Annotated in this window: 25 protein-coding genes, 1 tRNA gene and 2 pseudogenes; 18 read left to right on the top strand and 10 right to left on the bottom strand. The window is 66.5% G+C overall.

Features of this window, described 5'->3' with window-relative positions:
- From AC1DT6_RS31765 to AC1DT6_RS31735, 7 genes are all read left to right on the top strand, one after another.
- Positions 1 to 321, top strand: a 321-nt coding sequence (locus AC1DT6_RS31765; RefSeq protein WP_477111119.1) for an aspartate racemase/maleate isomerase family protein, incomplete at its 5' end; no start/stop codon positions are given.
- 24 nt (positions 322 to 345) lie between these two features.
- The gene (locus tag AC1DT6_RS31760; protein WP_441634577.1) at positions 346 to 1197 is read left to right on the top strand and encodes an alpha/beta fold hydrolase; all 852 of its coding nucleotides are present in this window, start codon (positions 346 to 348) and stop codon (positions 1195 to 1197) included.
- 23 nt (positions 1198 to 1220) lie between these two features.
- Positions 1221 to 2267 carry a 2,5-dihydroxypyridine 5,6-dioxygenase NicX family protein gene (locus tag AC1DT6_RS31755; protein ID WP_045242965.1) on the top strand — a complete coding sequence of 349 codons (1047 nt, stop codon included), beginning with the start codon at positions 1221 to 1223 and terminating at the stop codon, positions 2265 to 2267.
- Positions 2264 to 2893: an N-carbamoylsarcosine amidohydrolase gene (locus AC1DT6_RS31750; protein WP_441634575.1), complete on the top strand. Its 630-nt coding sequence runs from the start codon at positions 2264 to 2266 to the stop codon at positions 2891 to 2893. The genes AC1DT6_RS31755 and AC1DT6_RS31750 overlap by 4 nt, the downstream gene beginning before the upstream one ends.
- A 179-nt stretch (positions 2894 to 3072) precedes the next feature.
- Positions 3073 to 5484 (top strand): xanthine dehydrogenase family protein molybdopterin-binding subunit, encoded by a 2412-nt coding sequence (locus AC1DT6_RS31745; protein ID WP_477115198.1) that lies wholly within the window; start codon positions 3073 to 3075, stop codon positions 5482 to 5484.
- A gap of 6 nt (positions 5485 to 5490) precedes the next feature.
- Positions 5491 to 6318: an FAD binding domain-containing protein gene (locus AC1DT6_RS31740; RefSeq protein ID WP_441634571.1), complete on the top strand. Its 828-nt coding sequence runs from the start codon at positions 5491 to 5493 to the stop codon at positions 6316 to 6318.
- A gap of 8 nt (positions 6319 to 6326) precedes the next feature.
- Positions 6327 to 7490, top strand: coding sequence for a xanthine dehydrogenase family Fe-S subunit (locus tag AC1DT6_RS31735; protein WP_441634569.1), 1164 nt, complete (start codon positions 6327 to 6329; stop codon positions 7488 to 7490).
- Positions 7491 to 7533: 43 nt separating this feature from the next.
- On the opposite strand, the gene AC1DT6_RS31730 is transcribed toward AC1DT6_RS31735, so the two are convergent.
- Together AC1DT6_RS31730 and AC1DT6_RS31725 are read right to left on the bottom strand one after the other, a co-directional pair.
- Positions 7534 to 8160, bottom strand: coding sequence for a LysE family translocator (locus AC1DT6_RS31730; protein WP_441634567.1), 627 nt, complete (start codon positions 8158 to 8160; stop codon positions 7534 to 7536).
- 143 nt (positions 8161 to 8303) lie between these two features.
- On the bottom strand, positions 8304 to 9080 hold the full coding sequence (locus AC1DT6_RS31725) for an IclR family transcriptional regulator (RefSeq protein ID WP_477104489.1): 777 nt from the start codon (positions 9078 to 9080) through the stop codon (positions 8304 to 8306).
- A gap of 95 nt (positions 9081 to 9175) precedes the next feature.
- Here AC1DT6_RS31725 and AC1DT6_RS31720 point away from each other — a divergent pair, with 95 nt between their 5' ends.
- The 6 genes and pseudogenes from AC1DT6_RS31720 to AC1DT6_RS31695 form a co-directional block, all read left to right on the top strand.
- Complete coding sequence (locus AC1DT6_RS31720) at positions 9176 to 10150, top strand: Bug family tripartite tricarboxylate transporter substrate binding protein (protein WP_441634563.1); 975 nt, start codon at positions 9176 to 9178, stop codon at positions 10148 to 10150.
- A gap of 70 nt (positions 10151 to 10220) precedes the next feature.
- A complete protein-coding gene (locus AC1DT6_RS31715; RefSeq protein ID WP_441634561.1) occupies positions 10221 to 10904 on the top strand; it encodes an RraA family protein in 684 nt (227 codons plus the stop codon).
- Positions 10901 to 11848, top strand: coding sequence for an NAD(P)-dependent oxidoreductase (locus AC1DT6_RS31710; RefSeq protein WP_441634559.1), 948 nt, complete (start codon positions 10901 to 10903; stop codon positions 11846 to 11848). The genes AC1DT6_RS31715 and AC1DT6_RS31710 overlap by 4 nt, the downstream gene beginning before the upstream one ends.
- A 53-nt stretch (positions 11849 to 11901) precedes the next feature.
- Entirely contained in the window at positions 11902 to 12885 is a 984-nt protein-coding gene (locus AC1DT6_RS31705; RefSeq protein ID WP_441634557.1) for a Bug family tripartite tricarboxylate transporter substrate binding protein, read from the top strand.
- A 3-nt stretch (positions 12886 to 12888) separates the two neighbouring features.
- Complete coding sequence (locus tag AC1DT6_RS31700; RefSeq protein ID WP_441634555.1) at positions 12889 to 13827, top strand: SMP-30/gluconolactonase/LRE family protein; 939 nt, start codon at positions 12889 to 12891, stop codon at positions 13825 to 13827.
- Positions 13824 to 13934 (top strand): annotated as a pseudogene (locus AC1DT6_RS31695) (cyclase family protein); the annotation flags it as partial. The gene AC1DT6_RS31700 and the pseudogene AC1DT6_RS31695, both read left to right, overlap by 4 nt.
- Positions 13935 to 14127: 193 nt before the next feature.
- Here the strand turns inward: AC1DT6_RS31695 and AC1DT6_RS31690 are convergent.
- Both AC1DT6_RS31690 and AC1DT6_RS31685 read right to left on the bottom strand, forming a co-directional pair.
- A tRNA-Met gene (locus tag AC1DT6_RS31690) sits at positions 14128 to 14203 on the bottom strand.
- A 272-nt stretch (positions 14204 to 14475) separates the two neighbouring features.
- A complete protein-coding gene (locus AC1DT6_RS31685; protein ID WP_035872040.1) occupies positions 14476 to 14715 on the bottom strand; it encodes a helix-turn-helix domain-containing protein in 240 nt (79 codons plus the stop codon).
- 147 nt (positions 14716 to 14862) lie between these two features.
- Between AC1DT6_RS31685 and AC1DT6_RS31680 the strand changes: the two genes are divergently transcribed.
- Both AC1DT6_RS31680 and gltS read left to right on the top strand, forming a co-directional pair.
- A complete protein-coding gene (locus AC1DT6_RS31680) occupies positions 14863 to 15678 on the top strand; it encodes a 5'-3' exonuclease (protein ID WP_035872037.1) in 816 nt (271 codons plus the stop codon).
- Positions 15679 to 15788: 110 nt separating this feature from the next.
- Entirely contained in the window at positions 15789 to 16988 is a 1200-nt protein-coding gene (gene gltS / locus AC1DT6_RS31675) for a sodium/glutamate symporter (RefSeq protein WP_441634552.1), read from the top strand.
- Here the strand turns inward: gltS and AC1DT6_RS31670 are convergent.
- Together AC1DT6_RS31670 and AC1DT6_RS31665 are read right to left on the bottom strand one after the other, a co-directional pair.
- A complete protein-coding gene (locus AC1DT6_RS31670) occupies positions 16954 to 18174 on the bottom strand; it encodes an MFS transporter (RefSeq protein WP_441634550.1) in 1221 nt (406 codons plus the stop codon). The genes gltS and AC1DT6_RS31670 overlap by 35 nt on opposite strands.
- A complete protein-coding gene (locus tag AC1DT6_RS31665; RefSeq protein WP_441634548.1) occupies positions 18171 to 19367 on the bottom strand; it encodes a serine hydrolase domain-containing protein in 1197 nt (398 codons plus the stop codon). The genes AC1DT6_RS31670 and AC1DT6_RS31665 overlap by 4 nt, the downstream gene beginning before the upstream one ends.
- Before the next feature lie 149 nt (positions 19368 to 19516).
- On the opposite strand from AC1DT6_RS31665, the gene AC1DT6_RS31660 reads away from it, so the two are divergent.
- Together AC1DT6_RS31660 and AC1DT6_RS31655 are read left to right on the top strand one after the other, a co-directional pair.
- On the top strand, positions 19517 to 20419 hold the full coding sequence (locus AC1DT6_RS31660) for a LysR family transcriptional regulator (protein WP_477115197.1): 903 nt from the start codon (positions 19517 to 19519) through the stop codon (positions 20417 to 20419).
- 54 nt (positions 20420 to 20473) lie between these two features.
- On the top strand, positions 20474 to 20791 hold the full coding sequence (locus AC1DT6_RS31655) for a hypothetical protein (RefSeq protein ID WP_441634546.1): 318 nt from the start codon (positions 20474 to 20476) through the stop codon (positions 20789 to 20791).
- 82 nt (positions 20792 to 20873) lie between these two features.
- Here AC1DT6_RS31655 and AC1DT6_RS31650 read toward each other — a convergent pair whose 3' ends face one another.
- Together AC1DT6_RS31650 and AC1DT6_RS31645 are read right to left on the bottom strand one after the other, a co-directional pair.
- Positions 20874 to 21380, bottom strand: a complete 507-nt coding sequence (locus AC1DT6_RS31650) for a DUF2938 domain-containing protein (protein WP_441634544.1) — start codon at positions 21378 to 21380, stop codon at positions 20874 to 20876.
- Complete coding sequence (locus AC1DT6_RS31645) at positions 21373 to 22254, bottom strand: class I SAM-dependent methyltransferase (protein ID WP_477115196.1); 882 nt, start codon at positions 22252 to 22254, stop codon at positions 21373 to 21375. Before AC1DT6_RS31645 ends, AC1DT6_RS31650 begins: the two co-directional genes overlap by 8 nt.
- Positions 22255 to 22330: 76 nt before the next feature.
- Here AC1DT6_RS31645 and AC1DT6_RS31640 point away from each other — a divergent pair, with 76 nt between their 5' ends.
- Complete coding sequence (locus tag AC1DT6_RS31640; protein ID WP_441634540.1) at positions 22331 to 22768, top strand: helix-turn-helix domain-containing protein; 438 nt, start codon at positions 22331 to 22333, stop codon at positions 22766 to 22768.
- Between the two features lie 131 nt (positions 22769 to 22899).
- On the opposite strand, the pseudogene AC1DT6_RS31635 reads toward AC1DT6_RS31640, so the two are convergent.
- Both AC1DT6_RS31635 and AC1DT6_RS31630 read right to left on the bottom strand, forming a co-directional pair.
- Positions 22900 to 23007: pseudogene (locus tag AC1DT6_RS31635) on the bottom strand (hypothetical protein); the annotation flags it as partial.
- Positions 23008 to 23207: 200 nt separating this feature from the next.
- Entirely contained in the window at positions 23208 to 23843 is a 636-nt protein-coding gene (locus AC1DT6_RS31630; protein WP_441634538.1) for a CGNR zinc finger domain-containing protein, read from the bottom strand.
- Between the last annotated feature and the right edge of the window lie 101 nt (positions 23844 to 23944).

Below are 23944 nucleotides of genomic sequence, written 5' to 3'. Positions count from 1 at the left end.
GTGGTGGACTACATCCGCAACGAAGGCTACGAAGTGGTGGACTGGCGCGCGCTGGAAATTCCCGACAACCTCGAGGTGGGCCGTCATGATCCCGCCAGGCTGCCCGGCATCGTCGCGCAGATGAACACCAAAGACGTCGACGCCATCGTACTGTCGGCCTGCGTGCAGATGCCTTCGTTGCCGGCCGTGGCCAAGGTGGAAGCGATGACCGGCAAGCCCGTGATCACCGCGGCCATCGCCACCACCTACGCCATCCTCAAGCAGCTCGACCTGGAGCCGGTCGTGCCCGGCGCCGGCGCTTTGCTGTCCGGCGCTTACTGAGTGCCCCGGCCAAGGAGCGATGACATGAGTACCTTTGTTTGCGGCGGCAACGTCCACGCCAACGGCATCCGGCAGCACTACCTGCGCTATGGCGGCAACGCCGGTGCGCGTGCCACGCGCGATCCGGTGATCCTGGTGCCGGGCATCACCAGCCCCGCCATCACCTGGGGCTTCGTCGGCGAGCGCCTGGGCGAGCAGTTCGACACCTATGTGCTGGACGTGCGCGGGCGCGGCCTGTCCTGCGTGTCGGATACGCTGGACTACAGCCTGGATGCGCAGGCCGCCGACGTGCTGGCCTTCGCGCAGGCCCTGGGCCTGCAACGCTACAGCGTGGTCGGCCATTCGATGGGCGCGCGCATCGGCATCCGTGCCGCGCGCAGCCAGCCGCCGGGGCTGGCGCGGCTGGTCATGGTCGATCCGCCGGTCTCCGGCCCCGGCCGCCGCGCCTATCCCGCGCAACTCGCCTGGTATGTGGATTCCATGGCGGTGGCGCGGCACGGCGTGGATATCGAGACCATGCGGCGCTTCTGTCCCACCTGGACCGACGAGCAACTGGCCCTGCGCGCCGAATGGCTGCATACCTGCGACGAACGCGCCGTGCTGGCCAGCTTCCAGGGCTTCCATACCGACGACGTGCATGCCGACCTGCCGCATGTCGCGGTACCGGCCCTGCTGATGGTGGCTGGCCGCGGGGATGTGGTGCGTCCCGAGGATATCGACGAGATCCGTGGTCTGTTGCCGCAGACCGAAGTCAGCCACGTGCCGGACGCAGGCCACATGATCCCCTGGGATGACGAGGCGGGCTTCTATCGCGCGCTGGGCGGCTTCCTCGGCGCTGAAGTTGTCCCACGTCCACGACAACAGGCCGCGGCCTGAGCCGCCGATCACCAGGAGAGAACATGCCAGTCAGCGATCACGCCCTGATCCAGGCCTGGAAACAGGTCCTTACGCTGTCCCGCCTCGCGCCCGGGCAGACCGTCACCATCCTCACCAGCGCCGCCACCCATCCGCAGACCCTGTCGTGCGCGCTGGTCGCCACGCAGGCGATGGGAGCCATCGTCAACCGCCTGGACCTGCCGCCCGTCAATGGCGACAAGGCGCTGAGCCGCGACCCGCTGGCTTACCTCGGCACCACGGCGCTCACCGGCAACCGCGCCGCCATCGCCGCGCTCAAGGAGAGCGACCTGGTGCTGGACCTGATGACCTTGCTGTTCTCGCCCGAACAGCACGACATCCTGAAAACCGGCACCAGGATCCTGCTGGCGGTGGAACCGCCGGAAGTACTGGTGCGCATGGTGCCGACCGAGGCCGACCGCGAGCGCGTGACAAGCGCCAACGCGCGGCTGTCGCGCGCCAAGGAAATGCATGTGACATCCGATGCGGGCACCGACCTGCGTTGCCCGCTCGGCGAGTTTCCCGCCATCAGCGAGTACGGTTTCGTCGACGAGCCGGGACGCTGGGATCACTGGCCCAGCGGCTTCGTCCTGACGTGGCCGGACGAAGGCGGCGCCAGCGGGCGCATCGTGCTGGACCGCGGCGATATCCTGCTGCCGCAGAAGGGCTACGTGGCGGACCGCGTCGAGCTGACGGTGGAAGGCGGCTATGCCACGCGCATCGAAGGCGGGCTGGATGCCGAGCTGCTGAACGACTACATGGCCTCCTTCAACGACCCGGAAGCCTATGCCATCTCGCATATCGGCTGGGGCTTGCAGCCGCGCGCGCGCTGGTCGACGCTGGGCCTGTACGACCGCGAAGCCTCCATCGGCATGGACGCGCGCGCCTACGAGGGCAATTTCCTGTTCTCGCTCGGCCCCAACAACGAAGCGGGTGGCAGCCGCACCACCGCCTGCCATATCGATATCCCGCTGCGTAACTGCACGGTGCGCCTGGATGGCGAGGACGTGGTCAGGCAAGGCAAGGTACTGGACGGCTGGAACAGCAAATGACGAGACATAGCGAACTCCCCACCTACGAGCGCCAGGGCTTCGGCACGCCGCTGCCGCTGCAAGCCCCCGTGGGCCTGCTGATCGTCGACTTCGTCAACGGTTTCGCCGATCCGGCGATGTTCGGCGGCGGCAATATCGCACAGGCCATTGCCAACACCGTGCCGCTGCTGGCAGCAGCCCGCGAGCAAGGCTGGGCCGTGGCGCACAGCCGCATCGTGTTTGCCGACGACGACGGCGACCACAACATTTTCACGCTGAAGGTGCCCGGCATGCTGACGCTGAAGGAGCAGGGGCCGGCCAGCGCGATCGTGCCGCAGCTCGCGCCGCGCGAGGGCGAGCTGGTGGTGCGCAAGACCGTGCCGTCCGCCTTTTTCGGTACGTCGCTGGCGGCCTGGCTGACGCAGCGCGGCGTGCGCACGCTGGTGGTGGCCGGCGCGGTCACCAGCGGCTGCGTGCGCGCCAGCGTGGTCGATGCCATGTCGCACGGCTTCCGCCCGCTGGTGGTGTCGGACTGCGTGGGCGACCGCGCAATCCAGCCGCACGAGGCCAACCTGTTCGACATGGAGCAGAAATACGCCGCCGTGATGCCCCGCGAGCAGGCACTCGCGGCATTGAGGCGCCTCTGAGCGCGCTTGCGTGCCGCACCACGCACTGTATTGGCTAAAGCCCCAATTGACCGTTGCCGTCCGTTTCGCCAATCTGGCGATAAGATCAGTGCACTGAGTATGTGCGGTGCGCAAGTGCGCGCGATCCACGAACCCCCAAAGCAGTCTCGGATGGCGGCTAACCCGGGCTGGAGAAATGTATGGACAAAGACCACATAGAGAAGGAAGGCGGGCAGGGTGTAGGCGCCCGCGTGGCGCGCAAGGAAGACGCGCGCCACCTGCATGGCAAGGGCCGCTTCGTGGCCGACATCGCCATGCCGGGCCTGCAGGAAGTTGCCTTCCTGCGCAGCCCCATGGCGCATGCGCGGCTGCTGGCGCTGCACAAACCTGAAGGGCTGGAGCACGCGGTGATCGGGCGCGGCGACATGCCCGGCGCGCTCGACATCGTGGCGGACTCGGCCTTTCCCTCTTACCAGCCCTCGGCGCAGCCGCCGCTGGCCAGCGGCAAGGTCCGCTTTGTCGGCGAGCCGATTGCCATGGCCTTCGCACCGACCCGCGCGGAAGCCGAGGACATTGCCGAGCGCGTCGTCGCGGACCTGGACGAACTGCCCGCGCTCACCGACGTGGACGGCGCCAGGCAGGCCAGCGGCACCACGCGTGTCCATGAGCACTGGAAGGATAACCACTTCCTCACGCTTACCGCCGACAAGAATTTCGACACGCTCAGCAAGACCGCCGCGGTGGTGGTCACCCGCAAGATCGACCTGGCTCGCCAGTGCATGGTGCCGATGGAGGGCAAGGCCGTGCTGGCCTACTGGGATCGCCAGTTCGACCAGCTGATCGTCTACAGCGCCACCCAGGTGCCGCACATGATCCGCACGGTGCTGAGCCACTGCCTGGGCCTGGAGCAGGAGAAGGTCCGCGTGATCTCGCCCGACGTGGGCGGTGCCTTTGGCTACAAGTGCGTGCTGCAGCAGGAGGAGCTGTGCATCGCGTGGCTGGCCATGACGTATCGCAAGCCGTTCCGCTTTATCGAGGACCGCCGCGAGCACCTGACCGCGGGTGCCAACTCGCGCGAGCACCATTACGAGGTCACGGCCTATGCCGACGCGCGCGGCCGGCTGCTGGCGCTCGACGCAAAGATCGCCATCGATGGCGGTGCCTATTCCGTGTGGCCCTTCACCATCGGCCTCGAGCCGGGCCAGGCTATCGGCAACCTGCCCGGGCCGTATGCCTTCGACGGCTACCGCTGCATCACGGAATGCGTCGCCACCAACAAGCCCGGCTTCGTGCCGTACCGTGGCGTGGCGCGCACCGGCGTGTGCTTCGCGATGGAACTGCTGATCGACGCGCTGGCGCGCGCTGTCAGGCGCGAGCCGTGGGAGATCCGCTGCGAGAACCTGGTGCAGCCGGAGGCCATGCCCTACGTCAACGTCACCAACAAGCATTTCGACGGCGGCGATTATCCCGCCAGCGTGCGCAAGGCAGCGGAGATGATCGGGCTGGCGCGCATCCGCGCGCGCCAGCGTGAACGGCACAGCGATGCCTCGGCGGGATCGCGCTACCTTGGCGTGGGCTTCGGCACTTACACGGAGCAATCGGCGCATGGCACTTCGGTGTTCGCCGCCTGGGGCACGCCGGTGATTCCCGGCTTCGATTCCGCCACCGTGCGCATCACGCCGGACGGCGGGCTTGAGGTGCGCGTGGGTGTGCACTCGCATGGCCAGGGCATGGAAACCACCTTTGCGCAAATCGCGCACGAGATCCTCGGCATCGACGTGGCGCGGGTCAAGGTGGTGCATGGCGACACCGGCGTGACGCCGTTCTCCACCGGCACCTACGCCTCGCGCTCGCTGGTGATGTCCGGCGGCGCGGTGTCGCGCGCCTGCAAGGCGCTGGTGCCGCGCCTGCTGAAGATCGGCGCGCATATGCTGCTGCGCCCGGAGGGCGAGGCCGCGCTGGATGGCGGCGCGGTGAAGGCGGGCGACGCCGCCGTGCCCATCGCCGACATCGCCAACGCCTGGTATATCAATCCACAGAAGCTGCCCGCCGATGTGGATCCCGCCGGGCTGGAAACCACGATGGGCTACAAGCCCAATGTGGATACCGGCAGCTTCACGTACTCCACCCACGCGGCGCTGGTGGAAGTGGACACCGATTCCGGCCACGTAGAGATCCTCGATTACGTGGTGGTGGAAGACTGCGGCACCATGGTCAATCCCATGGTGGTGGAGGGGCAGACCTACGGCGGCGTTGCGCAGGGCATCGGCACCGCCATGTTCGAAGAAATGCGCTACGACGGCAACGGCCAGCCGCTGGCCTCCACGCTGGCCGACTACATGCTGCCCGGGCCCACCGAGATTCCCGCGATCCGCATCCACCATTTCGAGACGCCGTCCCCGCACACCGAGTTCGGCGCCAAGGGCATGGGCGAGGGTGGTGCCATCGCGCCCCCGGCCGCCATCTTCAACGCCGTCAACGATGCGCTGGGGCAGTTCGGCGTGGAGTTGCTGGAGACTCCCCTCACGCCGCGCAAGGTGCTCGAAGCACTGGCCCGCGCCGAACAAGCGCGAGACGAGCCGCAGACCACGCAAACCAGAGAGGCGGCCTGAACCATCATGAAAGCAGCTGCATTCATCTATCGCGCGGCGCCCACGCTGGCCGCGACCTGCGCCGCGCTGGCGGACCGCACCGACAACGCCAAGGTCATGGGCGGCGGCCAGTCGCTGGGCCCCATGCTCAACCTGCGCCTGACGCGGCCCGATACCGTCTACGATTTGTCGAAGCTGGCCGAGCTGCGCACGGTCAGCGTGGAGCAGGACCGCGTGCGCATCGGCGCCGCCGTCACCCACGCGCAGATCGAGGATGGCGAATTCCCGGCGTTGCGCGGCACCATGCTGCAGTCCGTGGCACACGGCATCGCCTACCGCGCCATCCGCAACCGCGGCACCATCGGCGGCAGCCTGGCGCATGCCGATCCCGCGGCGGACTGGGTGGTGGCGCTGACCGCCATGGGCGCCGAGCTTGAACTTGCGTCGAAGGCCGGCACGCGCCGGGTACCCATGACGCAATTCATGCTGGGCGCGTACACCACTGCGCTGACGGAGGGCGAAGTGATCGCGGCCGTCCATGTGCCGCGTCACAACGACGACGTGCGCTGGGGCTACCACAAGCTCTGCCGCAAGACCGGAGAATTCGCCGAGGCAAGCTGCGCCGCCTACTTCGATCCGTCCGCGCGCTTCGCCCGCATCGTGCTGGGCGCGCTCGACGGCGCGCCGGCGGTGCTGCACGGCCTGGCCAACGGCATTGCGGCGCGCGGCCCCGCCGCGCTCACCCCGCAGGCCGTCCTGGCAGCCGTGACGCAAGCCACGCCCGGCAAGGATGCGATCGACCGCAAGCTTTATTGCACCGCTGCGACGCGCTGCATCGAACAACTTTTTAACTGAGGGCCGCAGTGGAAACCATCGCACTGACGATCAATGGCCGCGCCGCTGCCGGTGCCTGCGCGCACCGCACGCACCTGGGAGACTTCCTGCGCGACGGGCAGGGCCTGACCGGCACCCACCTGGGTTGCGAACACGGGGTTTGCGGCGCCTGCACCGTGCTGGTCGACGACAAGCCCGTACGCTCCTGCATCACGTTCGCCAGCGCCTGCGCCGGCAGCAAGGTGGTGACCATCGAAGGCTATGACGACGATGCCGTGATGCGCGAGTTGCGCGCCGCGTTCAACAAGCACCACGCGCTGCAATGCGGCTATTGCACGCCCGGCATGCTCGCCACCGCGCGCGACATCGTGCTGCGGCTGCCGGATGCCGACGAAGCCACCATCCGCCACGAGCTTTCCGGCAACCTCTGCCGCTGCACCGGCTATATGGGCATCGTGGCCGCGATCCGCTCGGTGCTGGAGCAACGGCGGCCGCAAGGCGGCGGCATCGCGCAGGCCAGCACGCCGGCGCCGCGTGCGTTCGTCTGCTTCACGCCCGCCGCCGATAGCGCCGGCGAGGCGCAAGCCGTTGCCGCGGCCACGGAGGAGACCGAGCGCAGCGCCGACAAGAAAGGCTGGTCGCGCATCGATGGCGGCTTCAAGGTGCCGTTCCCGGTCGATGACGTCTGGCGCTTCATGGCCGACCTGCCCGCGGTGGCCAGTTGCCTGCCGGGTGCCGCGCTGACCGAGCAGGACGGCGACCGCGTCAAGGGCCACGTCGCGATCAAGTTCGGGCCGATGGCGGCGCGCTTCAACGGCGCGGCGCGGCTGGAACGGGACGACCAGAACCGGCGCGGCGTGTTAAAGGGCGCGGGCCAGGACTCGCTGAGCAACTCCAAGGCCGCGGGCGATATCACCTACGTGCTTCAGGCGGTATCGGCGGGCGAGACCGAAGTGCTGATCGACTTGCAGTATTCGCTGCAAGGCCCGCTGGCGCAGTTCTCCCGCTCGGGGCTGGTGCGCGATTTTGTCCGTCGCATGATGGCCGATTTCGGCAAGAACGTGACTCGCAAGATGGACCCGTCGCTGTCGGATAGTGAACGCAGCAAGGTCACGCAGATGAATCCGGTGTCGATGATGCTGGGAGTGCTCTGGGAGAGGGTGAAGCGGCTGTTTGGGGGTGGGCGGGATTAAGGCCCCGAGGCAGGGATGGAGGGTGGCGGCTGCATCCGCAGGCTTACAGCCGCGACGTCGCCAGGCGCGCGGCGAGTCCCAGGAACACCACCCCCGCAAACCGGTTCAGCGCACGTTGCGCGCGAGCCGAGCGCAGCAGCAGGGTGCCGAACATGGCCGAGAAGTAGGCGATCACAGAAAAAACAAGCAGGGTGGCGATGATAAAGACCACGCCCAGCACCATGATCTGCAGCGCGATATGCCCACGGTCGGCAGCGACGAACTGGGGCAGGAACGCGAGAAAGAAGATCACGACCTTGGGGTTGGTCAGGTTCATCACCACGCCGCGCCGGTACATGTGCCCGGTGCCAACGTTGCCGCCGCCGCCTTCGGCCATCTTGCCCACCGGTGCGCGGAACGCCTGCCACGCAAGGTAGGCCAGGTACAGCGCGCCGGCGATCTTGAGCGCCGCAAATGCAACCTGGGATGTGGCAAACAGCGCGGCCAGGCCGAAGGCCACCGCGGCCGTATGCACCAGCAGGCCCGTGCAAAGGCCGAGCACCACGACCATGCCGGCGCGAGGCCCCCGCATGGCGGATTGCAGCAACACAAAGATATTGTCCGGGCCGGGTGTCAGGCCAAGTACCACGGCAATGCCGAAGAATGGCAATAGTGTCTCGAGCGGGGGCATGCGCTTCACTCCTTTGCTGCTGCGGATAGTGCGTTGTCGGGTGAGATCCGGCATTGGGCAAAAACCCGTCGCCGGACCATCAGGAACGCCATCCGAATACTGCCAGCCAGACAACGTTTGTGCCAGCGTGACGCATTGGCACGTCAAGGATGCCATGTTGCCGGACTGCCCGACGCTGCCTCGGGCGCAGGCCGGTGGCTTCCCGCCATCGCATACGAAAGCTGGTTGGCCGCGTCCACCACCGTCTGTGCCAGGGCAATCAAGCGCTCTTCACTGAGCCGCGAAGTCGGCCCCGAGATGCACGCGGACCCGAGCAGCCGCCAATGYAGCCCGAACACAGGCGCTGAAACGCTGGAGACTTCCGGCTCGCGCTCGCCCATCGACAGGTGATATCCCCGCCGCCGGATCGATTCATAGGGCTCGCCCGGCTGCCCTGAGAACGCCAGGATGACCCGCCCGGGCGCGCCGCTGTCCAGCGGCAGCGCCGAGCCGATGCGTACATGGTGCCGGATGGCCTGCGGGCCCTCCACGCGCACCAGGCACATGCGCTGCTGGCCCTCGCGCACGTAGAACGACGCGCTTTCCCCAGTCTTGATCGTCAGCTCCCGCAGCACCGGTTCCACCACTTCATACACATTGAAGGTGGCCTGGTAGCACGCGCCCAGCCAGCCTGCAGCACGCCCGAGCCGCCAACTGCCGTCTTCCTTCTGCACCAGGTAGTTGTCGGATGCCAGCGTGCGCGCCAGGCGCAGCACCGTGGTCTTGTGGAAGCCCGTGCGCCGGCTGAGTTCCGCTAGTGTGAGCTGTGCATCACTTACGCCGAAAGCTTCCAGGACGCGCAGCGCCCGCCGTACTGCGATCACGCCGCCGCCTGCGTCGTCGGCCGCCTCAATGGCAATGGGGGAATTGGAGGGGACCATGGTGTGGAATGGGGTGCGTACAGTGAAACGGTATTGTACTGCGTGCAACGACCATCCAGAATCCGTTCCAACAAATAACGAGATGGAGACAAGCAATGCACCTGCTGCGCCGCGGCCTGACCACCGCTCTCTTTTGTGCCCTGGCCATCCCGGCCCTGGCACAGACCCAAACCTATCCTGCCAAGCCCATCCGCGTGATCGTGCCGTTTCCAGCCGGCGGCGGCACGGACATCATTGCCCGCGAGGTCACCAACAAGGTGGCGATGGCCATGGGCTGGCGCTTCGTGGTGGACAACAAGCCGGGCTCGGGCGGCAACCTCGGCGTGGACGCCGCGGCCAAGGCCAGTGGCGACGGCTATACCATCGTGCTGGGCCAGACCAGCAACCTTGCCATCAACCCCGCGCTCTACCGCAAGCTGCCGTACGACGTGGCGAAGGACCTTACGCCGGTGGGCCTGGTCGCCAGCGCACCGCTGGTGCTGGTGACCAACGTGGATTCGCCCTACAAGACGCTGGCCGAAGTGATTGCTGCCAGCAAGGCGCATCCGGGCACTATCAACATGGCCTCGCCGGGTAACGGCACCGTGGCGCACCTGACCAGCGAGCTGTTCCAGAAGACGGCCGGCATCAAGCTCACACACGTGCCGTACAAGGGCGCGGCCCAGGCCGTCAATGACCTGATTGGCGGGCAGGTGCAGCTGTACCTGTCGTCGGTGCCGACGCTGATCGGCCATATCCGCAACGGCAAGATGCGCGCGCTGGCCGTCACCTCGGGCAAGCGCATGGACGACCTGCCCAACGTGCCCACCATTGCCGAGTCCGGCTACAGCGGGTTCGAGGCCGTGACGTGGTTCGGTTTCGTGGCGCCCGCCGCCACGCCCAGGGGCATCGTGGCGCGCCTGAATGCCGAGTTCAACAAGGCGCTGCAGGTGCCCGACCTGAGGAAGAAGCTGAGCGACCAGGGCGCTGATGTTCTGGGCGGCACCCCGGAGGAGTTCGGCGCGCTGCTGAAGAAGGACACCGTTCGCTGGTCAGCCGCCGTCAAGGCATCCGGCGCGCAGGTTGACTGATCTCCGGCATTCACAGCTACCCCGTCGCCATCCCCGAATCCCCGAATCACCGAATCCAAGGAGCCATGCCATGAGCCTGCCCAACATCATCAAATCCTTCGACCGCGTACCCGCCGACATCGTCGCCCGGGCCGCGAAATTCCAGCCCGCGATCCTGGCCGACGTGGCCGGCCGCCGCGGCGCGCTGCACGGCCGCATCCGGGCGTTGCGCCCGCATATGAAGCTGGCCGGCACCGCCTTCACGGTGGAAGTGCGCCCCGGCGACAACCTGATGATCCACGCCGCGCTGGCGCTGGCGCAGCCGGGTGATGTGCTGGTGATCGACGGCAAGGGCGACCAGAGCAGCGCGCTGATGGGTACCATCATGATGAATGCATGCCGCCAGCGCGGCATTGCCGGCGTGGTGATCGACGGCGCGGTGCGCGACAGCCTGGATATCGACGACATGGATTACCCGGTGTTCTCGGTGGGCACCAACCCCAACGGCCCGACCAAGGAAGTGGGCGGGCGCATCGGCCACCCGGTCTCGGTCGGCGGCGTCACGGTCCACCCCGGGGACTTCATCTGCGGCGATGCCGATGGCCTGGTCGTGGTGGAGCGTGAAAAGATCGCCTCGCTGCTGCCGCTCGCCGAGCACAAGGAAGCCGCCGAAGCGCGCCGCATCGCCCAGATCAAGGAAGGCAAGACCAACGCGCCGTGGCTGGTTGCCTCGTTGATCACCGCTGGCGTGCTGAAAGAGGGAGAGACGCTGTGAGCACCAAGCCCGCTATCCTCGTCACCGCGGCTGACCTGGCGCCACAAGCCGAGGCATTGCTCGGCGATTACGAAATCGTCTATGCCGGCAAGACCCCCCAGCCCGCCGATCTGGTGGCGCTGGCGCAGCGCCACAACCCGGTCGGCATCATCGTGCGCTACGGCGCCGTGACGCCGGAAATCATGGATGCCGCCCCCGCGCTGAAGGTCATCTCCAAGCACGGCAGCGGCACCGACACCATCGACAAGCCCGCCGCCGCAGCGCGCGGCATCGAGGTAACGGCAGCGGTTGGCGCCAATGCCGCAGCCGTTGCGGAGCAGGCCCTGGCGTTGCTGCTGGGCTGCGCCAAATCCGTCGTGACGCTCAACGAACGCATGCATGCCGGCCACTGGGACAAGGCCACGCACAAGAGCTTCGAGCTGGCGGGCCGCACCATTGGCCTGATCGGCCTGGGTGCCATCGGCCGGCGCTTCGCCAGGATGTGCGATGCCATGGGCATGCGCGTGATCGGCTTCGATCCATATGCCCGTGACCTGCCGGACTATATCGAGCCCGTGGACCTGGAAACGATCTGGAAGGAGTCGGACGCTATCTCGCTGCACTGCCCGCTGACCGCCGACAACAAGGCGATGATCAACGCGCAAACGCTGGCACGCTGCAAGCCCGGCGTGATGCTGGTCAACACCGCGCGCGGCGGGCTGATCGACGAACCCGCACTGCTGGCCGCGGTGCAGTCCGGACAGGTAGCCATTGCCGGGCTGGACAGCTTCGCGGTCGAGCCGATGACGGTGCCGCATATCTTCCACGGCCAGCCTGGTTTTCTGCTCAGCCCCCACATCGGCGGCGTGACCAGCACCGCCTATGTGAACATGGGCGTGGCGGCCGCGCAGAACACGCTAGGCGTGCTGTCTCGCGCGCAAGCCCCGGTTCTGGCCAAGGCCTGAAGGCCGAAGCCGGCCCCCGCCCGGGCCAGGAAAAATACAAGGCAGGAGACACAATGAAAACCAAACCGAACCGCGTATCGGCACTGCGCCGTTGCGCGCTGGGCGCGATCGCCTTCATCGCCCTATCCGCCCACGCACAAACCTGGCCCGACAAGCCCGTCAGGATCGTGGTCCCATACCCCCCAGGCGGTGCTGTCGACGCAGTCACCCGAAAAATGGCCCAACGCCTCACCGAACAAACCGGCCAGAGCTTCGTCGTCGAAAACAAGGCAGGCGCCACCGGCACCATCGGCACTGTGCAAGTGGCGCGCGCCCCGGCCGACGGCTACACGCTGCTCGCCAACGACACCACGTATTCCCTGCTGCCGCACATTTTCAAGAAACTGCCGTTCAATTACGCGAATGACCTGCAGCCGGTAGCCGCTTTCGTGTTCGCGCCGATGGCCGTGGCGGTCAAGGCCGACAGCAGGTTCAAGACCATGAACGACCTGATCGCTGCGGCCCGCGCGGGCGACGCCAAAGTGAGCTACGGCTCAGGCGGCGCCGGCACCACGCCGCATTTCGCTAGCGAAGCCCTGGGCGTGGCCACCAGCGCGCACTTCATGCACGTGCCGTTCAAGGGCGCGGGCGAGGCCACGCTGGCGCTGCTCGGCGGCACGGTGGACTACCAGATCGCATCCACGCCCGGCGTCATCGGGCAAGTCAAGGGCGGCAGCCTGCGCCTGCTGGCAGTGAGCGGCGACAAACGCCTTGCTGCGCTGCCCAATGTGCCGACGTTTGCCGAGGCAGGGCTCAAGGGCTATGGTGTAGTCAACTTTACCGGCCTGTGGGCGCCCAGGGGCACGCCGCCGAAGGTGCTGGAGCGCCTTCAGAAAGAAGTGGCTGCGGCCATGGCCTCCCAGGACATGAAGACCTTTGCCGAAGGCATTGGCGCGAATCCGGGCTACTGGGATGCGTCGACATTTTCCAGGCAGCTTGCCGAGCGCGCGGCGTTCTGGGGCAAGGTGGCGGCCAATACCGCATTTGAAAGGCAATAATCCATGTTCCTGCTGAATGCCCCGGAAGTCCGTGAGCTGGACCTTTTTACCCGTATGCCGGCGAAATACCGCCAGCCCAGGCGCACGATCTGGGCCGATGCCAACCAGGGCGGGCGAGAGATCGATGCCTTCCTGGAAGGCCCGGTGTTCGACAGCGCCGGCAATCTCTATGTCACCGATATCCCCTACGGCCGCGTCTTTCGCATCGATCCAAAGGGCGGGTGGGAGCTGGTGGCCGAGTGGGACGGCGAGCCCAACGGCATGAAGTTTCTAAGCGCGGCCGAACTGCTGGTGACGGACTACCGCAATGGCCTGATGCTGCTCGACACGCGCAGCGGAACCGTGGCGCCTTACCTTGGCCGCCGCAATACCGAGAGCTTCAAAGGGGTCAACGACCTCACCATCGATTCGCAAGGGAACATCTATTTCACGGACCAGGGGCAGACCGGGCTGCACGATCCTACCGGCCGCGTCTATCGCCTGAGCGCCGCGGGCAGGCTGGAGCTGCTGCTGTCCAATGTGCCCAGCCCCAACGGCATCGTGCTGTCCCCGGATGAGAAGTTCCTGTTCGTGGCGGTGACCCGGGGCAACTGCGTCTGGCGCATGCCGATCCTTGCCGATGGCAGCGTATCCAAGACCGGCCAGTTCTTTACGTCATATGGCCCGAGCGGCCCGGACGGGCTGGCCATGGATGCCTCCGGCCGGTTGCTGGTGGCGAACCCGGGGCTGGGCTACGTCTGGGTGCTGAACCACCGCGCCGAGCCGGTGCAGGTGCTGCGTGGCCCCGCCGGGCATTCCCTGACCAATCTCGCCTTTGGCGGCACGGCCGGCAAGACGCTGTTCGTGACGGACTCCACGGCGGGAGGCATCCTGTGCATCGAAATGGATGTGGCCGGGCTGCCGATCGTCCCACGCAAGCATTCAACGGGAGATCCGGCATGACGCAACGCTGGAAGCACAGCCCGCAGGGCAGCCACTAGGGCGAGTTCGGAGACGACGACCAGCGCGGCCGGATGAACCTGGTGGACAGGTCCAAGGTACTGCAAGGCTCCCGTCCTTGATGACCCGCGCCAATTTCACTGTTTCGCCATCGCATCAAGCCTGAATTGGCGCCGGAAAGTGTAGGGCGCGGCCCGACAGTCTCCCGGACCCATTTGCCTTACCCTCGGCAGGCCCCGGCGCCACCTGCGCCGTGCAAATGCAAAAAGCCCGTGCGGCGAGAACCGTACGGGCTTTGGAATCTGGTTGCGGGGGCAGGACTTGAACCTGCGACCTTCGGGTTATGAGCCCGACGAGCTGCCAACTGCTCCACCCCGCGGGCCGAAATATACGCGGGTTGGCGGGCAATGGATAGTCCTGATTGGAATTATTTGCCAGCATCGCCTATCGATCACGTTAATGCGGAGCGGGCCAGGTGCGCATTGACGGCGCGCGAACGGGGCAGCCGGCGCGAGATTGCGCGAGCTTGTATGTGATTTATGCGGCACTGTTATCGAATTTGAGTGGCAGGGGCAGCCGCCAGCTTCATGCCACGATCGCCGAAGCCGGCCACGTGGCAGCCAGTACCGCCAGAGCCCGAAACGCCTGCTTTCAGCCCACGCTGCCTTCCTTCGGCTCCGGCACGAGACTGAACTGCGCGGACAGGTCGTTCTCGTCACCCAGCGGGCCATCGGTCCGCACAAGCCCCTTGGTGGTGAGCTTGGTCAGTGTCCGCACGGCCTGGATCGGGCTGACGCCCGTGGCCTTTGCGACCTGATATGCATCCATCGGGGTGCCCGTTTTCTTCAGGGCGTCGATTACTGCCTGGCGAGTGTCGTGGTTGTTGTTCATTTCCGGGCGTAGGTTGAGTCTGCTCAGACTAGACGAGGTGGCCGGCCTGCGCAACCCCGCATTCTCGCGGATAGATCAGTCCAAAAAGTTGCGCCATCGCCATCGCGCGTCAGAATAGAGGGTCTGACGGCAAGCATCGCAAGAATAATGAAGCAGACACTACTTCTGATTGATGGCCTGAACATCCTGCGCCGGGTTTACGAAGCCAACCCATCGGAAGACATTCCGGCCAAGGTCGAAGGGGCTGTGCTCTCGGCCCTGGCCTCGTTCCGCCGCGCCTTGGCCGAATGCCGGCCCACGCACGCGCTGGCGGCATTCGATGCCGGCGGCAAGACGTGGCGGCACGCGCTGTATCCGCAATATCGCCAGCACCGCAAGCCCATGGACCCGGAGCTGGCCGACGTCATTCCCGATTTCCGCCTGACGCTGACGGAGGTGCTCGGGCTCCAGACTGCCTCGGCCGACGGTTACGAGGCGGACGACATCATCGCCACCGTCTTCTACCGCTGGACCGCGAGCAAGGAGGGGCAGGCGATTCCGGTGAGCACGGACAAGGACGTGCTCCAGCTGATTGCAGACGGCGCGATCGTACGCAACCATTTCGCGACAGCGAAGAACGGCGAGCCGTCCTGGTTCGACGAAAGCTACGTCATGGACAAGTTCGGCGTCGGCAGCCACCAACTGGCGGATTACCTCGCCATGCTGGGAGATAGCACGGACGGCATTCCCGGCGTCGAAAAGATCGGGGCGAAGACCGCCGTGAAGCTCCTGCAGCGCTATGGCGACCTGGAGACCGTGCTGGCCAACGCGTCCGGGGAGAAAGGCGTGATCGGCAAGAACCTGGCGGAACAGGCGCATCTGGCACGGCTTTCCCGCCAGTTGCTGTCCCTCAAGACCGATGTCCAGCTTGGGCTGACATGGAACATGCTTCGCATCGGCGACGCGGCTGGGGACCCACCCTGATGCCCGGTTGTCGCCGGCGCGTGACTTTGTAAAGTGGCTGATGGAAAACTTTTAATATCCAGCCGGCGCTCCCGTGGTGCAGACTAGCGCATTCCGCGGGAGACCAAGCTTTGCTGCAACTCAACACGTATGAAACCCTGGTGGCCGCGTCGCTGGTCCTGCTTGCCGGCCGCAAGCTGATCGCCGTCACACCCGTCCTGAAAACCTACAGCATCCCCGAGCCGGTGGTGGGCGGCCTGGTGGTGGCGCTCGCGCTCTATGCCGCACGCGCGTTCGCCGGGGCCGAAGTCGGCTTCGATCTCACCATGCAGACGCCGCTGATGCTGGCGTTCTTTGCCACGCTCGGGCTCAGCGCCGATCTCGCCAGTCTTCGCCGGGGCGGCAAGAGCATTGCCATCTTCCTGTTTGTGGTCGTCGGCCTGCTCGTGCTGCAGAATGCCATCGGTATCGGCATGGCGTCCGTCCTGGGGCTGAAGCCGGTCGTCGGGCTGCTGGCGGGGTCGATCACCTTGTCGGGCGGCCATGGCACCGGCGTGGCCTGGGGCCACACGTTCGCCAGCCAGTACGGCCTGACTGCCGCCACGGAGCTGGCCATTGCCTGCGCCACGTTCGGGCTGGTCCTGGGCGGCTTGCTGGGCGGGCCTGTCGCGCGCGTACTGCTGCGCAAGATCCAGACACCGGGCAGCGCCGCGCCCGAGCCCGATCCGCTCAATTTCGAAGAGCCGGCCGCGGTGCGGCTGATCACCGCGTCGGCGCTGATCGAGACGCTTGCCCTGATACTGGTCTGCCTGACCGCCGGGCAGGCGCTGGCAAGCGTCCTTGCGCAGAGCTGGTTCTCCCTGCCTACCTTCGTCTGGGTGCTGTTCATCGGCGTGATCCTGCGCAATGGCCTGGCGGCGCTGGGCTGGTACAGCGTGTTCGACCGTGCGGTCTCCGTGCTGGGCAACGTCAGCCTGTCGATGTTCCTGGCGATGGCGCTGATGAGCCTGCGGCTGTGGGAGTTGTCCGCGCTGGCGCTGCCGCTGCTGGCGATTCTCGCTGCGCAGGCGGCCGCCATGGCTGCCTACGCGATGTTCGTCACCTTCCGCGTGATGGGGCGCAACTACGACGCCGTGGTGCTGGCCGCCGGGCATTGCGGCTTTGGCCTGGGGGCGACGCCTACCGCCATTGCCAATATGCAGGCGATCACCGATCGCTTCGGGCCGTCGCACCTGGCCTTCCTGGTCGTGCCGATGGTTGGCGCTTTTTTCATCGACCTTGCCAACGCGATCGTGATCAAGGCCTACTTGCTGCTGCTCCCAGTGTCCTAGGGTCTGCCGGTCCGGTGCCATCGGGTTTGCAGTCGAACAGCAACACCTTCAGCGCCGTGCATAGCGTAGCCAGCACGGCAAACAGCCAGCCGCTCCACACCGCGCCCGTCATGCCCACGGCGGTAATGAACCCGCCCGCCACCGCCGCGCCGGACACCACGCCCAGGTTGGCGGCCGAAATATAGAGGCTGGTGGCGAACTCTGGCGCTTCCGGCGCCGCGGAGGCGAGCCACATCTGGCTGACGATCAGGCCACTGGTATGCGCCGCGCCCCACAGAAGGCAGACCGCGATCATCGGCAAGAAGCTGGCGCTGCCACAGGCGTAGAGCACGAGGTAGGCGCCGCCAAGCGCCACCGGGTGCAGCAGTGCGGTCCCCGCCAGGCTCTTGCCCAGCAGCCTGCCGGCGAGCAGATTGCCCGCTACGCCGCCGATGCCGAAGACCACCAGCAGCACGCTGATTGTTTCGCCGCCCATGCCGGCCTCGCGCGCGAGATACTCGGCCGCGTAGCTGTAGACCGAGAACATGGTGGCGAAGATGAGCACGGTGGCCAGCAGGTTGAGCCAGACGGGCAGCTTGCGCAGGATCGCCGACGGCCGGATGGCGGGCACACCCTGCGCCGGGGCTGGCCGCTTTGGCTCATCCGGCAGCACGGCCAGCAGGCCGATGCCTGCCGCGGCATTCACGGCGGCGCAAAACAGGAAGGACGCCTCGTAGGAAAAACGCGCCGCGATCCACGCCGTGATGGGCACGCCCAGCACCAGGCCCATGCTGGTGCCGACGAAGGCCATGGCCGTGGCATGCGTAGCCCGCTCCCGCGGGTACAGTGACACGGCTGCCGCGAACGCCAGCGAAAAAAACACCGGATGCAGCAGCGCGGGGACAATGCGCAGCGCCATCAGCGTGGCGAAGTCCGGTGCCCAGGCCGACAGCACGCTGCACGCGGCGAACACGAACAGCGCGCCCGCCAGCACCCTGCGCCGCGCATGGCGCGACAGCCACAGCACCATGAACGGCCCGCACACGGCCACCACCAGCGCGAACAAGCCGACCAGCCAGCCTGCCCGGGCCACCGTGATGCCATAGCGTTCGACAACCGCCGGCAGGATGCCAACCACGCCAAACTCGATGGCGTAGAGGCCGAACAGGCCTAGCGCGATAAAGAACAGGGAGCGGCCGGCGTTCATGGCTGTATTTCCATCCCGGCCGCATAGACGGCATTGCGCAGGTCGGTCACGAAGCGGCCGGACATGCCTTCGTACAAGGTGTTGGTGAACGCAACCACGCTCAAGGCCCTGACGCGGTCAACGAACCAGGAATGGCCGTAGGCACCGCCCCAACGCCAGGTTCCCGCGGATTCTGGCGAACCCGCCAGAGCCGGATCGCGCAGCACCGAAAATCCCAGGCCGAAGCCGGTGCCAGGCGCATCGGGCGGACCCCATTCGCCGGTCTGGTTGCGCCCCATTTCCTCCACCCACGCGGCGGGGAACAGGGGGCCGCCGCCCTGGCGCAGCGCTTCCAGTAACAGGAGCAGGTCGCCCGCGCTGCCCACCATGCCGGCGCCGCCGGAGGGAAACGCGCCGGCGTCCAGGGCGCGCGCGGGCGCGAAGCGGATGCCTGCCGTGCCTTCAAGGACGGGGACCACATCCCGCTCGCGCATTCGGCGCGGCACCGGCGTGTGGTTGACGTAGGCGGTGGCCAGGCGGTCCGCATCGACGGCAGCAAAGGCGGTGTCGCGCATACCCAGCGGCCCCGTGACCAACGCCCGCACAGCGTCGCCCAGCGGCGCTTCGCAAACACGCTCGATCACGGCGCCGAGCACGTCCGTTGCCAGCGAATAGCCCCAGGCGGTGCCGGGCTTGTAGAGCAACGGCACGCTGGCAATGCGGCGCAGGTTCTCCGCCAGCGAGATACCCGGCTGGTCCATGCCATCCGATACGCCGGCGCGGGCATAGGGCCCGTTGCCGTCGGCCTCGAAAAAGCGGTAGCCCAGCCCGGCGGTGTGGCTCATCAACTGCCGTACCGTGATGGATGCGGGGCTGCCGTCGGCAAGGCGCGGCGTGAACGCCGGCAGCCAGCGGGCCACTGCGTCGTCGAGCCCGAGCGGGCCTTGCGCCACCAGCACCATGGCGGCGGCCGAGATGATGGGCTTGGACACCGAAGCCAGGCGGAACAACGCATCGGCGCGCATCGGCAGGGCCGCCTCGCGGTCGGCCAGGCCGGCGGCGCGGCTGTGGATCAGTTCGCCGTCACGGGCGACTAGCACCACGGCGCCGACCAGCCGGTGCTCGGCCAGGGCCTGGTCGATCGCCGCGTCGACGCGCGTGCGCAGGTGGGCAGGCGGTACGCCGTCGGACAGGGTGGAGGTGCGGGAGGTCATGCGCGTTTTCCTTCGTTGCGGATTGCAAGGATTGCAAGGGATTGCAAGTACAAGCGAACGATAAGAAACATTCGACTCAGGAAAAAGTAGGCTAGAGTTCCTGGTTATCCGGACAACGTTGTCCGTAATAAGCATGCCGGGAAAAATCCATGGACAGCCTGAGTGGCTTCACAGTGTTTGTGCAGGTGGCCGAGACGCGCAGCTTCGTGGCGRCCGGCCGCCTGATGGGCGTATCGGCATCGGCCGTGGGCAAGAGCGTGGCGCGGCTGGAGGAAAAGCTTGGCGCGCGGCTGTTTCACCGCAGCACGCGCAGCATCACCCTGACGGCCGAGGGCGCGCTGTTCCTGGAGCGCAGCCGGCGCATCCTCGCGGAAATCGAGGCGGCCGAACAAGAGCTGTCCCGCGCGGCCGAGGCGCCGCGCGGGCGCCTGCGCGTCAGCCTGCCGCTGGTCAGTTCGCTGGTGCTGCCGGTGCTGGGCGACTTTATGCGGCGGTACCCGGAGATCGAACTGGACCTGGACTTTACCGACCGGATGGTGGACGTGATCGAGGAAGGCTTCGATGCGGTCGTGCGCACTGGCGAGCCGGCCGACTCACGGTTGTCGGCGCGGCGCCTCGGCGATTTCCGGATCCTGCTGGTAGCCGCCCCGGCCTACCTCGCACAGCGCGGCTTGCCCCGGCATCCCGCCGACCTGGCCGGGCATGCCTGCCTGCATTACCGCTTTCCCAACAGCGGCAAGCTGGAAACCTGGCCGCTGCGCCGCGACGAGTCGGACCCGGAGCCGCACCTGCCCACCTCCATGATCTGCAACAACATCGAGACGCGCATGAGCTTTGCCCTGCAAGGCCTGGGGATCGCTTGCCTGCCGGACTTCGCGATCCGCGACGCGCTGGCCGATGGAAGGCTGCTCCCCGTACTCGGCGACTACGTGGAGCGCAGCGGCACCTTTCGCGTGCTGTGGCCGGCCAGCCGGCACCTGTCGCCCAAGCTGCGGGTGTTGATCGACTTCCTGGGCGAGCGGGTATTTCCGGGTGGCGGTACTGGATGCTGATGGGTGGTTTGGCGACGATTCCGCGTATCCAGATTTAGTGTTTACTCCTTCAAGATGAAAGCGAAGATCCTAATCTTGATTGCCGCGATGCCGGCACTGATGTCGATACTGTATGTTCTGTATCGAGTTTTCTACGTTCGAGTGAATCATGTGGGCATTACGCCCCACTATCTGGACCTAATGTCGATGGCATCAGTGCTACTAGCGCTTCTTTTTGGCGCAAACCGGAAGGGGCTCTGGTTCATCGCATGGCTGGCAACCCTCAACGTGCTGATGGTCGTCTGGGCAATCGACACCTATGTCCTGGTCGAATATGAGGAGTGGATTCGCAAAGGGCTGCCCGGCAAATCGGTAGGCTACGGGGCGCCATGACGGCGACTCCCCGCTTAAGGCCGAGGCGGGCCGCGCTGGCAATGAGGGCCCGGGATGGTTGGAGCCGCCAACCACGGCGCGGTCATTGAAACGTACCAAACAGACGCATAGCCCAGCCAGCGCCGTAGAGCCCAAGGCCGAACATCCCGTGCGTGACGAGGCTATGAAGGCGCGCGGCGGCGGGACGCGGCGTGCGGCTGGCGGCGATGCCGGCGCCCATGCCCGGCTGCATCACAAGGAAGGGCGCCGCCACGCTGCCGATGCCGACGATCAGCGCGGGGCCCAGCGTCGGATGACGGGCCCAGTCGAGGCCCCAGAGCGCGAGCAGCGTGGCCGCGAACGCGATGCCGGTCAGATAATGGGCGATCCAGCCGATCAGGCGCTCGCCCCGGACGGGCGGCGAAGCGGCGATGGGATCGTGGCGAAAGCGCCCGCGTGTCAGGTGGGCAAGCCAGCGGCCCACCAGGCCGTAGTCCAGCGGAGGAATGCCGAGCATCCGTTTGCGGGCGACTGCCCAGATGTCCATCACCGCCGTCGCGCCGGCCCCGATCAGAACAGCACCCACCAGATAATCCGTGGCCTCAGACATTGGCTGCCTCCTTAGGTGCGCCTGACGCGGACGGCGCTCTGGCGCTGACCATCCAGCAGGCAGCGGTGTAGCGAACTTCGTCGCCGCGCACATAGGGATCAAAGGCGGCGCGGACGGTGTCGATGACTTGCGCGCGCGTGCGCTCGTCCGCATCTTCCAGGATCAGGCCCACGGGGCCGAGCCGGGTGAGGTAGCCGGTCAGCGCCTTCTCCGGCAGGGTGCACTCGACATCGATCGGCTGGATGTCGATCGCGGCCCAGCCGCTCTCTTCCAGGATGGAAGCGACCCGATGCCGGTCTGCGAAGGCGAACTGTCCCGGCGCGCCAGGCTGGCGGGCGGGTAGGTCCGGCAGCAGCGGCGCCGCGGCGCGCTCGGCCGTCGTCATGAACGGGTTTTCCGCTGCACTGCGCCAGGCGAGGCACCGGAGTCCGGCGTCGTCGCTCGCGGCGCGCCGCAAGTTCGCGAAGGCCAGGACCGGATTGTCGAAGAACATGACGCCGAGGCGCGAAATGATCATGTCGAAGCTGGCGGGCGCGAAGGCGTGGGTCTGCGCGTCGGCGCGGATGAAGTTTGCCGTCGTGTCTTCCTGTCTGGCGCGTGCCCGGGCGGCGGCGATCATCGGCTCGGAAATGTCGATGCCGGTGCAATAGCCCTCGGCGCCGAGCTGCCGCGCAACGGCGAGCGTCGTGCCGCCCGTGCCGCAGCCGACGTCAAGCACCCGGCGCCAGGATCCGGCGCGCGCCACTTCGGCCAGCAGGTCTTCGAACGGCTTGAGCATCTGGTCGAGCAACACTTGCGACTCGACCCAGGCGCGTCCGGCGCGGYCGTTCCAGAGCGCCGTCTGCTCGTTTCCGGTCTGGTGCGTGATATCCATGATCGTCTTCCTTTGCTTGCCCTCAAGGAGCGGAAGCTAAACTATGCTAGTTCAAGTCGACTTGAGGTCAAGAGGGGTGAGACAACTAGACATAGCCGAGGTGGCGCAGCAATCCGGCGTTCCCGCATCGACGCTGCGGTTCTATGAGGAAAAGGGGCTGATCGCGTCCACCGGCAGGCGAGGGCTGCGCCGCCTGTTCGATGCCGGCGTGCTGGAACGGCTGGCGCTGATCGCGCTGGGGCGTGCCGCCGGTTTCTCGCTCGATGAAATTGCGCTGATGTTCGCGCCGGAGGGGCGGCCGCGCATCGACCGGCGGATGCTCGCCGCCAAGGCGGAGGAGCTGGACAAGACGATCCGCAGACTGAGCGCGATGCGCGATGGCCTGCGGCATGCCGCTGCCTGCCCCGCACCGAGCCACATGGAATGCCCCAAGTTCCGCCGCATCCTGCGGGCCGCCGCATCTGGCGCTGTGGGATCGCCAGGGAAGAAGGCTCCGCCGCCGCCGCGGAACTAGCTCCAGGGTGGCGGCTAGCGACGACATCCCACCAAGCCGCCGCGCATCGCCGCCTTGTATTCCAGTTGCCGCCCGAATTCGACGAAGCCCATGTCCGCAACGGAGCGGGACAGGCGGCGATTCTTCAGCATGCCGCGCACGTTCAGGTCTTCAATGCCGATGGTATGGAAACGACGCGTCAGGCCAGTCGTAAGCTGGTGCGGCGCGTCTGAGCGAATCGCCGCGATGCGGGCGTGCAGCCTCGCCAGCGCGGCAATTCATGCCCGAGCCAAGATCGGCGATGACCTCGACCGTCCAGCCCTGCCGGGCGCAGTAGCGTTCAAGCACCTGCTTCTGGCGTTCCAGATCGGATCATCTGGGTTTCGATGGCCGCCTTGCCATGCTCGATCAATTCGCGGGTATCGAGGCGGGAGTAGGTGTTCCCAGCCGAAGTCGTCCATTACCCCAGCCGCGCCAGCTCCTTTAGCCGTTTACGGTGAGCCGCAACCTTGGAGCGGTTACCGCAGATCGCCATGCTGCACCATCTGCGGCCGTGGCCCCGCGTGTGATCGGTAAACATCAGCGTGCACTGAGGACCCTCGCACGCTTTCACATGCGAAAAGTCTTCTTCACAAACGAGTTTCGCGATTGCCTCGGCTATCGGCATCAGCAACAACTCCGGCGAGCGCCAACGTCGAGTCGCACGTAGTCCGAAGGCCATTGACGCCCCTGGCGCGTTGGCAACGATCTCGCCATACCCTTCGTCCCGCTCCAGCAGGCGGTTTAGCGGTTCGAGTTCACGCAAGTCCTCGCCGACCAGCGGTCGTCCCTTCGTACGCTGGACAAATCCCCTGAACCATTCCCGCAGACTTCGCGCCTGTGCAGCGACGCCATCGAGTTCACCTGGCATCGCCTCCGACCTTAGCACCTCGAGGGTGCTGCGCGGCACCAGGCCTGCCTGTTCCAGCCAGGCCAGAAGACCTTCCCCATCACCGATCCAGTCGACTTGCTCACCCGTCGGTGTGGCAACCGAGTTCAGAAAATCAAGGCCCGGCGCATCGGCCACGAATATTGCGGGAACACGTTGGAAGTCCATCTCAAGTGACCTGGTGCGCAGTGTTGATGGTGTTCATGGTAACCGCTCAAAAGTGTCTTGACAAGTTACAGCCCAATAAAATAACCTTGTTATCAATGTTA

Source organism: Cupriavidus sp. 01L45 (genome assembly GCF_056399885.1).
Note: the sequence above shows the minus strand (reverse complement) of the source record. Positions and strands in the feature narration are given on the sequence as shown.

Coding starts and splice junctions, on each gene's coding strand:
- AC1DT6_RS31760 (WP_441634577.1), top strand. CDS start 346: ATGAGTACCTTTGTTTGCGGCGGCAACGTCCACGCCAACGGCATCCGG.
- AC1DT6_RS31755 (WP_045242965.1), top strand. CDS start 1,221: ATGCCAGTCAGCGATCACGCCCTGATCCAGGCCTGGAAACAGGTCCTT.
- AC1DT6_RS31750 (WP_441634575.1), top strand. CDS start 2,264: ATGACGAGACATAGCGAACTCCCCACCTACGAGCGCCAGGGCTTCGGC.
- AC1DT6_RS31745 (WP_477115198.1), top strand. CDS start 3,073: ATGGACAAAGACCACATAGAGAAGGAAGGCGGGCAGGGTGTAGGCGCC.
- AC1DT6_RS31740 (WP_441634571.1), top strand. CDS start 5,491: ATGAAAGCAGCTGCATTCATCTATCGCGCGGCGCCCACGCTGGCCGCG.
- AC1DT6_RS31730 (WP_441634567.1), bottom strand. CDS start 8,160: ATGCCCCCGCTCGAGACACTATTGCCATTCTTCGGCATTGCCGTGGTA.
- AC1DT6_RS31720 (WP_441634563.1), top strand. CDS start 9,176: ATGCACCTGCTGCGCCGCGGCCTGACCACCGCTCTCTTTTGTGCCCTG.
- AC1DT6_RS31715 (WP_441634561.1), top strand. CDS start 10,221: ATGAGCCTGCCCAACATCATCAAATCCTTCGACCGCGTACCCGCCGAC.
- AC1DT6_RS31705 (WP_441634557.1), top strand. CDS start 11,902: ATGAAAACCAAACCGAACCGCGTATCGGCACTGCGCCGTTGCGCGCTG.
- AC1DT6_RS31700 (WP_441634555.1), top strand. CDS start 12,889: ATGTTCCTGCTGAATGCCCCGGAAGTCCGTGAGCTGGACCTTTTTACC.
- AC1DT6_RS31685 (WP_035872040.1), bottom strand. CDS start 14,715: ATGAACAACAACCACGACACTCGCCAGGCAGTAATCGACGCCCTGAAG.
- AC1DT6_RS31680 (WP_035872037.1), top strand. CDS start 14,863: ATGAAGCAGACACTACTTCTGATTGATGGCCTGAACATCCTGCGCCGG.
- AC1DT6_RS31670 (WP_441634550.1), bottom strand. CDS start 18,174: ATGAACGCCGGCCGCTCCCTGTTCTTTATCGCGCTAGGCCTGTTCGGC.
- AC1DT6_RS31665 (WP_441634548.1), bottom strand. CDS start 19,367: ATGACCTCCCGCACCTCCACCCTGTCCGACGGCGTACCGCCTGCCCAC.
- AC1DT6_RS31655 (WP_441634546.1), top strand. CDS start 20,474: ATGAAAGCGAAGATCCTAATCTTGATTGCCGCGATGCCGGCACTGATG.
- AC1DT6_RS31650 (WP_441634544.1), bottom strand. CDS start 21,380: ATGTCTGAGGCCACGGATTATCTGGTGGGTGCTGTTCTGATCGGGGCC.
- AC1DT6_RS31630 (WP_441634538.1), bottom strand. CDS start 23,843: ATGGACTTCCAACGTGTTCCCGCAATATTCGTGGCCGATGCGCCGGGC.